General features: G+C 36.6%; 7 protein-coding genes. 4 read left to right on the top strand and 3 right to left on the bottom strand.

Translation table 11 applies throughout. From position 1 onward, the window contains the following. Window positions 1-24: 24 nt before the first annotated feature. Window positions 25-1149 carry a hypothetical protein gene (locus G525_RS0115175; RefSeq protein WP_027126921.1) on the bottom strand — a complete coding sequence of 375 codons (1125 nt, stop codon included), beginning with the start codon at window positions 1147-1149 and terminating at the stop codon, window positions 25-27. Between the two features lie 9 nt (window positions 1150-1158). Further along, complete coding sequence (locus G525_RS0115180; protein WP_035479830.1) at window positions 1159-2130, bottom strand: transporter; 972 nt, start codon at window positions 2128-2130, stop codon at window positions 1159-1161. Window positions 2131-2336: 206 nt separating this feature from the next. Between G525_RS0115180 and G525_RS0115185 the strand changes: the two genes are divergently transcribed. The 4 genes from G525_RS0115185 to G525_RS0115200 all read left to right on the top strand — a co-directional run bounded on the left by G525_RS0115185 (window position 2337) and on the right by G525_RS0115200 (window position 8024). After that, on the top strand, window positions 2337-2618 hold the full coding sequence (locus G525_RS0115185; protein WP_035479832.1) for a DUF4834 family protein: 282 nt from the start codon (window positions 2337-2339) through the stop codon (window positions 2616-2618). Window positions 2619-2648: 30 nt separating this feature from the next. Further along, on the top strand, window positions 2649-5072 hold the full coding sequence (locus G525_RS0115190) for a YfhO family protein (RefSeq protein WP_027126924.1): 2424 nt from the start codon (window positions 2649-2651) through the stop codon (window positions 5070-5072). A gap of 168 nt (window positions 5073-5240) precedes the next feature. Beyond that, a complete protein-coding gene (locus G525_RS0115195; RefSeq protein WP_027126925.1) occupies window positions 5241-6518 on the top strand; it encodes a glycosyltransferase family 4 protein in 1278 nt (425 codons plus the stop codon). Window positions 6519-6566: 48 nt separating this feature from the next. After that, window positions 6567-8024: an oligosaccharide flippase family protein gene (locus G525_RS0115200; RefSeq protein WP_027126926.1), complete on the top strand. Its 1458-nt coding sequence runs from the start codon at window positions 6567-6569 to the stop codon at window positions 8022-8024. 165 nt (window positions 8025-8189) lie between these two features. On the opposite strand, the gene G525_RS0115205 is transcribed toward G525_RS0115200, so the two are convergent. Further along, the gene (locus G525_RS0115205) at window positions 8190-9479 is read right to left on the bottom strand and encodes a hypothetical protein (protein ID WP_027126927.1); all 1290 of its coding nucleotides are present in this window, start codon (window positions 9477-9479) and stop codon (window positions 8190-8192) included. Window positions 9480-9688 lie beyond the last annotated feature (209 nt).

A 9688-nucleotide genomic window follows, 5' to 3' on the forward strand; every position in this document is an offset into this window, starting at 1 on the left:
ACTTGAATTTTTAAGATTGGAATTTTATTTATTTATATCTTTCCGCACTGTTTTTCGTCGTTTAAAAACTTCAGGTTTAAAATGTTTCCAAATTTGATGAATGGCCAGGTTGTCTTCCAATTCAGGCGTTCTGATACAGTTTTGAATACCTTTTTTAGTAAATTCCTTATAATATTCGTCAAAAATAACAGCCGTAACGCCCTTGTTTTGATATTCTGGATGAATACCTATTAAATAGAAGATAACTTCTTTACTGTGTTTCTTAGCATGCAAAATATGTGTGAACCCCAAAGGAAATAATTTACCCTTGGCTTTCTGTAAAGCTCTCGCAAACGAAGGCATGACGATGGCAAATGCTACTAAATCATCATTTTTATCAACCACAAATTTAATGTATTCAGGATTGACAAAACTGATAAATTTCTTTTTAAAGTATTCTTTCTGGATATCAGTAATAGCTACGAAAGACGATAGAGAGGCGTAGGATTGATTAAAGAGATCAAACATTTTATCAACGTAAGGCATGACCTCGTCTGTTTTGGTAAAACCCAAAGCCTTGAGCTCATAACGCTTCTTGATCAACTCCTGAGCTTTAAGAAAAGTTTCGGTTTTGACATTGGAAAAAGGAAATCGGCTTTCAGAATAAAGTTTTTCGTCGGTATAGCCTAACTCCTTAAAATGATCTACATAATACGGATAATTATACCAGGTAATCATGTTTCCCAAATATTCATAACCTTCGGTCATTACCCCAACTTTATCAAGGTTTGAAAAGCCTACCGGACCTTCAACATAATCTAACGCGTTTGCTTTACCAATCTCGTGGACTTTCTCTAAAAGTGCTCTGGTAACTTCTAGGTCATCAATCACATCAAACCAACCAAAACGCATTTTCTTATGTGTTTGTTGATCCACTTCCAGCCAATTGATAATTGCCGCAACCCTGCCTACAATTTCGCCCTTCTTATATGCAAGAAAGAATGTAGCCTCCGCATCATTAAAAATTGGATTCTTCTTCTTATCAAAGGTTTCCATTTCCTGTTTGATAATGGGAGGCACCCAATTGGATGAGTCCTTATAAAGTTCAAAGGGGAAGGTCACAAATGCCTTTAATTCTTTTTTAGAACTTACTTGTTTTATTGTAATCATAAAGCGGTCTTATAATTTGTCATCCTTAAAATCAACTTCTTTTTTCTGTTGAATTTGTCGTTCTTGGCGTCTTAATTCATCTTTTGCCGAATTCCCATTATCGATCTCTTTGTCCTGATGAAAATCTAAGCGGTAAGACATTCCAAAGTTTACACCAAACACGGAAGGTGTGTCTTTCGTATTAAAAGTTATAGCCGTGTCCAATTGAAAATTCTTGTTCCAAAGATAAGCGCCTCCAAAACGGAATAGATTATCCGCATAAAAATCACTGTGGATTCCTTGGGTTTCTGCAAAAACAACCCATTGAGGGTTAAAGGAATGGGTCAGTGTCAAAATGTATTGAAAATCAGAATAGTCAGTCCCGATTCTGTCCTTGATCAAATTCACAACAAATACCCAACCTCCAACAAAATTATTTTGGGAAATTACAGCAATTTTCGGACTGAAGCCTTCTATTCCTGGTGCAGTGTACGGATTATTGTCGGTATCATAGTTGGCACCAGCATAAACGGCTACTGCCGGAATTAACGACTTCCATTTGAATTGTCGGTTGGCTTTCCAACTGTATAAATTAGGCTTTTCTTCACCCGCTTTTCTGTAGGGATCGTAAATCATATATTTTGCTCCAAAGGTCAAATTTTTGAAATTAGAGCGCTTATTATCAAGAGGGATGAGCGATGCATTTAAAGTTTGAGTGTCATTTTGAAAAGTGCCCTGGACGTTCAGCTCGAGCTCTTCAAAAATCAGACCGTATCGGGCGGCAAAATCGACGCCATATCCCGAAACATCATATTTTAAAAGCGAATGTTCTTCTTTTACTAGATATGGTCCTGCTTCAAATTGAATGACGTTTGGACCTACAGCAAAAGCACTTTGGGAAACTCCTGGACGGTTCGAATTAATGACCTCTGTATATTGACTAAATGCGACATGGGTAAAAGTAAAAATAAAAAAAAGTATTGAAAATTTGATAGGTTTCATTTTCTTGTTAATTAGCCTCAAAACTACATATTTTTTTTGATTCACAATTGATTTTAATCGATTGAAAATACGCGCTTAAGCGGCTTGGAATATTTGATGTTGTTGATAAAAGTACCATAAATAGGCATAATTTATGTATTATTTAAGTTTTTAAAACTGTTTATAAATGCGAAGATTTGTATTTTTGGGTAAAATTTCGATTCATCATGCAAATGGCGTCCTTTACTGGTTTTTTGAGAACCATCTTGATTATTTTGTTGGTCTATTATGGCGTAAAGATTCTTATGAGAATTTTTGCTCCATTCTTGGCGCGCTATATGTCAAAAAAGATGCAGGAGAAATTTGGTGGTCAATTTCAACAGCAACCTCAACAACAAGATAGAAATCGTCCTAAGGACGGTGAAACTGTCATTGATAAGATGCCACATCAGCACCAGACTTCTGATAAAAAAGTAGGGGAGTACATCGATTACGAAGAAATTGATTAATTTCCCGCAATTAAACAATCGTAATACTTCATGGCTTTGTCAATCAAAAGATTTTTACCACATCTTCTCGTTATTATTGGTTTTATTGCACTTTCATTGGCCTACTTCAGCCCGGTATTGAGTGGTAAAAAAATCTTCCAGAGTGATATCATGCATTATATTGGGATGTCCAAACAGCAAACTGATTTTAGAGCTGAGACGGGAGAGGAAACTTATTGGACCAACAGTGCTTTTGGGGGGATGCCAACCTATCAATTAGGGGCATTATATCCACATAATTATATTAAAAAGCTTGATTCTGCATTGCGTTTTTTACCAAGACCGGCAGATTACCTCTTTCTTTATTTTATAGCATTTTACATTCTGTTATTAACCCTTAAAGTCGATTTTAAATTGGCTGCATTAGGTGCATTAGCTTTCGGGTTTTCCACCTATCTCATCATTATTTTAGGTGTTGGGCACAACAGTAAAGCACATGCTATTGCTTATATGCCGTTAGTACTGAGCGGAATTCTACTCGTTTTTCAAAATAAATACATTTCCGGATTTCTACTCACTACAGTCGCCATGGCACTAGAGTTGAGCGCAAACCACTATCAAATGACTTACTACTTATTGTTATTGGTGTTGATATTGGGCAGTGTTTATCTTTTTGATGCCTATAAGAAAAAAGAGCTACCACATTTTTTTAAATCTGTGGGTATAATGGTGTTTGCAGTCATTATAGCGATTGGGTTAAATGCCACAAACATCATGGCCACTCAAGAATATGTAAAGGAAAGCACCCGTGGTAAAAGTGAATTGACCATAAATGCAGATGGTTCACCAAAGGCGAGTTCCACCGGTTTGGATAAGGCATATATTACAGAATATAGTTACGGCTTTTTAGAATCATTTAATCTATTTATTCCACGGTTGTTAGGAGGAGGGAATGGCGAAGATGTCGGAAAGGATTCAGAAATGTTCAAATTTTATACAGGAATTGGAGCAAGTCCGTTAGAAGCTGCGCGAGAGGTCAAAAATACACCCACCTATTGGGGTAGCCAGCCTATTGTGGAAGCGCCTGCTTATGTTGGAGCCGTTGTTTTATTCCTCTTTGTATTTGCGCTCTTTATAGTGAAAGGACGTTTAAAATGGTGGCTTGTTGGTGGTACCATTATGTCGTTACTGCTTTCCTACGGTAAAAATCTAGGTTTCTTAACCGATTTTCTTATTGATTACTTGCCGATGTATAATAAATTTAGGGCGGTAAGTTCCATTCAGGTGATCTTAGAACTTTGTATACCTATATTGGCCATCTTTGGCTTGGTGCGTTTGTTCAATGATTTTGAGAAAGATGAGCAGAAGCTTAAATCATTAAGGATTGCAGCGGGAATTTCGGGAGGCGTGGCCATCTTGTTTTTGCTGTTTAAGGGATCTTTTGATTTTGTAGGCGTTAATGATGGTTATTATAGACAGGTTTATGGCGAATATGGCCAGAGTTTTGTCGATGCGCTTAAAGCTGACAGAAAGACGATGTTTACTTATGATACGTTACGTACCTTGATCTTGGTTATACTTTCAGCTGGAGGCATTTGGTTATTTTTAAAGAAAAAATTATCGCAAAATGTCCTCATCATTGTATTTGCTGCATTGATTCTATTCGATCTGGTAAATGTAGATCGCCGTTATGTTAACAATGAAAATTTTGTATCTGCACTTCAGGTCAATAAGCCTTTTCAAGCAAATGCCGCAGATTTGGAAATCATGAAGGATGATGGGTATTTTAGAGTATTTGACGTAACTTCAGGTGCAGCAAGAGCCTCCTATTTTCATAATTCATTAAATGGCTATCATGCTGCAAAACTTGGAAGATATAATGAGCTTTTCGATTTTTATATTTCGAAGAATAATATCCATGTGTTGAACATGCTCAACACCAAATATATTATTGCCGATGACGATAAAGGAAATGTGTTTCCTTATGTAAATGAAGATGCGAATGGTAACGCCTGGTTTATTTCTGAAATTGAAAAAGTGAATTCTACCAATGACGAAATGATGGCTTTAGATAGCCTAAACACCAAAATTAAAGCGGTTACCACACAGGACTTAAGTTCTGCTAATTTTAATGTAGATTCTACTGCAAATATCTCTATTTCAGAGTATAGGCCTAATTACTTAAAGTATAACTCCAGTAATGATAACGATGGCTTTGCAATTTTTTCTGAAATCTTTTATGCGGATGGTTGGAACGCATATATTGATGGAAGCCTACAGCCACATTATCGTGTGGATTATGTTTTAAGAGGTCTGCCAATTCCGAAAGGAGAACATACTATTGAATTTAAATTTGAGGCTCAAGTTGTCAAAACAGGAAGTACGATCGCTTTGGCGAGTTCAATTTTGTTTGGGTTACTGTTTTTGGGAGGCATTGTATTGCTTCGGAGACAGCAATCTCAGGATCAAAATTAAGTGCCATTTTTGAAATTGGACTGTGTTTCCTGTTTGAGATTCGGACGTAATTGGAATAAAGCTAAAGCTTTTATTGTAAGTTTAAAATGAAAGAGGAGGCATATATATTTCAACAACCATAATTTATTATAAATTTATAAGATTCCTGCGTAGGCAGGGATTTGCGATATGCAAAAAAAAGCACTTATTATTACTTATTATTGGCCACCTGGAGGTGGTCCTGGAGTGCAGCGTTGGTTGAAATTTGTAAAATACCTTCCAGATTACGACATTCATCCGGTGGTTTATATCCCTGAAAATCCCAGTTATCCAATGCTTGATGAGAGTTTGATAACTGAGATTCCCGAAAAGGCAACCATTCTGAAACGGCCTATAAAGGAACCCTACAAATTCGCCGAATTTCTATCAAAAAAATCCACTAAAACAATTAGTTCTGGGGTGATTCCGCAGAAAAAAAAGCAGAGTTTAGTTCAGCGAATCATGTTGTACATTAGAGGGAATTATTTTCTTCCTGATGCCAGAATAGCTTGGGTGAAGCCTTCGGTCAGTTATTTGTCTGAAATTATTAAAAATGAACATATAGAAACCGTAATTACCACGGGACCACCTCATAGTTTACATCTTATTGGGATGCAATTAAAATCACAATTACACATCAAATGGATCGCTGATTTTAGAGATCCTTGGACCACGATTGGTTATCACAAAGAACTAAAACTAACCTCAAGCGCTGCCAAAAAGCATGAGCATATGGAAAAACAGGTGCTCACAACTGCCGACTATATTATCGTAACCAGTGAAAACACTAAGCAGGAATTTGCCAAAAAATCTAATCAGCCAATTCAGGTCATTACAAACGGATATGATCATATGCCGCTTTCGAAAACAACCAAAGATCAAAGGTTTTCTTTGGCCCATATTGGATCTTTGCTTTCTGAACGCAACCCTGAGGTCTTATGGAAAGTTTTAGGTGAACTTATAAAGGAAAATACAGATTTTGAACACGATTTCGTATTACGACTCATAGGTGTGGTAAGTAAGGATGTTCTCAATGTGATCCACCGGTATATTCCCTCTGGAAATATTGAGATTTTGGGCTATGTCAGTCATAAAGAAGCTTTGCGATATCAGAGACAATCGCAAATTTTATTACTGATAGAAATTGATTCTGAGGAAACGAAAGCCATAATTCCGGGAAAATTATTCGAATATATGGTCGCTGAAACGCCTATCATTTCAGTGGGGCCCCGAGATTCAGATGTGGAACGCATTATAAAATCGACCAATACAGGTCGTTATTTTTATTATGACTCTGAAACCGAGTTAAAGGAACATCTGCTGTCCTGTTTTATGGAATTTAAAACTTCGACGCTTTCTTCCTATCCAATTGGTTTGCAACAGTACAGTAGAAAAGCGCTAACCAGAAAATTAGCCGATCTCATCTAGCCACTTGTCTTAAAGTTCAAAATCATTATCTTCGAGTTTTAAACCTCTATGGGAATAGTTACCAACCAATCTTTTAAAAATACAGTCACAACATATCTAGGATTTGCCATAGGCGCATTAAACACGCTCTATTTATATGCTTTCTTTATTTCTGATGTGCATTATGGCTTGGTTTCCTTTATGTTATCAACCGCTACTATTATGATGCCTTTAATGGCTTTTGGTGTCCATAATACCATTGTCAAGTTTTATTCCACTTTTAAAACCAAAAACTCGCTTAATGGCTTCTTAACGCTGATGTTGTTTTTGCCGTTAGCGTGTATTGTTCCAATTGGATTGATTGGTATTATTGCTCATGACAGCATTGCCAATATGCTGTCGCAAAAAAATCCAATCATTGGCGACTATGTTTGGTATATCTATTTTGCCGCCATAGCCATGGCATATTTCGAGGTGTTTTTTGCCTGGTCCAAAACACAAATGCAAACTGTATTTGGAAATTTTCTAAAAGAGGTTTTTCATCGGGTTGGAATTATGGTGCTTCTATTCTGTGTTTATTTTGATTGGATTTCGGTAGATACTTTTATTGTTGGCGTCATTGGGGTTTACGGTTTAAGAATGTTTATTATGATGTTCTATGCGTTTAGCATTCGTTTGCCTGTATTTAAGTTTAATAGGATTGACCGGTTGAACGCCATTTTAAAATATACTTTTTTGATTATAATAGCCGGTTCTATTGCCACGGTTATTCTTGATATAGACAGTTTTATGTTGGGCATGTATATCCCTATTGAAAAAGTGGCCTACTATGGCGTTGCCATTTATATCGCTACGGTTATTGTAGTGCCTTCAAGAGCGATGCAACAGATTCTCCAGCCGTTAACAGCACAATACTTAAATGAGAAGAATAAGGTGGCACTTGAAGATTTGTATGTGCGGAGTTCGCAGACCTTATTTATTATAGGCGGATTAATCTTTTTACTGATCGTGTTGAATATTAATGCACTTTATGATACTATTCCTCCCCAATTTAGTGGGGGACTTATGGTAGTCTTTTTAATAAGTATGGCCAAACTTTATGACTGTTTGATGGGCTGTAACAATGTGGTTTTATTCAACAGTGATTATTATCGGATGGTGTTGCTATTTGGTGTGATTTTAACCCTATTGACCATTGGCTTAAATATGATTTTCATTCCATTGTATGGCATCAATGGGTCAGCTTTTGCAACCTTTTTAGCGGTATGTATTTATAATACCATTAAAATATATTTTGTAAAACAAAAGTTTGATATGATGCCATTCACCGTCAATACGTTAAAGGTGACGTTATTGATAATTGCCATGGTTGGTCTGTTCTACTTTTGGGAATTTCCATTTCATCCGTTGATGAATATCGCTTTAAAATCAATGTTAATTACGTTAATGTATGTCATCTTGATTTATTGGATGAATGTTTCTGATGATATTAGTGGGATGATCCGTAAATATTTGAGAGTGAAGTAGAGGAAGGTTGGTAATCCGAAGTAGCAAGTCTAGATTTGGCACTCGTCAGTTGTTCCTTTATGTTAATCAAGAACCTTTTGATAATCAAAAACGGAAAATCCCACAAGTTGCTTTGAGGCATACTACTTGCAGGACATTCCACAAGGACGTCAAAAATATATCTTTTTATTGATTTACTCTCCTGTGTGTAGATCTTGATCGTGATGGCGAAGTTTGACTTTTCGCTCGAGAGCTCGATCTTGTGCTACTTTGAGTGGCTTTGGTATTGCTACCTGTGTTTTGCGCTTTGTTATAAGTACGAGATTGTGACGTATTTGGTCGTCGTTCAGCGGTGTTTTTATTCACACCTGACGATCTGGAAGCTCTTGATGCTGTTGATTTTTCCATCTGATTCCTAGTGGTTCTAACAGCGTTATCGGTATTATTATTTACTGCTCTCGAAACTCTGCCTACATTTGTATTTCTGTTATGAGTGTTTATAGCTGTACCTCTAGAAACTTTGGTATTGGCAGACCGAACTGTTGAATTTTGTCCTACCGCTCTATCAGTTGACGCTCTGTTGGTGTTTCTTGAAGAGCTACGGTTAACTTTTGCGCTTTCTGAAGTTCTTGTACTAACAGTGTGTGTGGCATTCCCAGAGGTTCTTGCTCTATTGCTTCGAATAGCGTTGTTAGAAACTGATCTCGAGCTACTTCTTCCAGTTGCTGCAGAGCTTCTGCGTGGTGACGCTTCTTGACAGTATCGGTCGCTGTTATGGGAATTGGTGGCCACCGCATTTCTGCGGCCTGAACCTATTGAGCTTTGGCTGCGTGGTGAATATCTCACAGGTTCTCTATAATTATTAGCGTATGGTCTGTAATAATGATGTCTTACAGGTTTGTAATATTGTCTGTATGGTCTTGTATACACAACACGATAATCTCGAGCTGGTATAGCGTAGTACCGATGCCAAGGTCTGTAGACATATGTACGGTTATAAACGTTGATATATCCTGTATAATGGGTATATCTGTTGTAGCGATCATAATGAACATAGAGGCCACCAACACGATTCACATAACCATAAGTGTTATAATTAATATTAACATTGCCAGCTTGGGTAATCCGACCGTAATAATCATAATAGATGGGAATATTTTCTATTTGTATGATGGCCCCATATGCGTCATATTGTACATAAGGACTGTAGTCATAACCAGTATTGAAACTGAAGGATACATGAGAGGTATTAATGGAAATGTTGGTTCCAGGACCATAGTGTGGTGCATAAAAATCAAATTGACCATCTGGGAATACAGAGAATTCAATACCACCTTCGGTAAAAATAAAGGAATTACCATAACCGTTTGAATAAGAATTAGTGTATGTATTATCTTTATGGGTTAAGATGGTTTCTGCATCTACTGATGTCCCCATGAGGAACACTGCAGTAAAAAATAAAGCTAATTTTTTCATGAGTGTTTGTTTTTCGTTAAACATATCTTACCGAATACAAACAATGTGCCAAAAACCCAAGCCTAGTTCTTAGGTGTTGTAAATCAATATTTTAATTAACAGATATATTAAAATGATAGAGGTCAGTATCTAAATACATATCTTTATTGTCAGTAAACATATAATATTATGGATATTTTTAAAGGTCAAAATCTTCTAGAGTTCTCTGA

This window comes from Gelidibacter mesophilus DSM 14095 (genome assembly GCF_000423005.1).
Taxonomy (GTDB): Bacteria; Bacteroidota; Bacteroidia; order Flavobacteriales; family Flavobacteriaceae; genus Gelidibacter; species Gelidibacter mesophilus.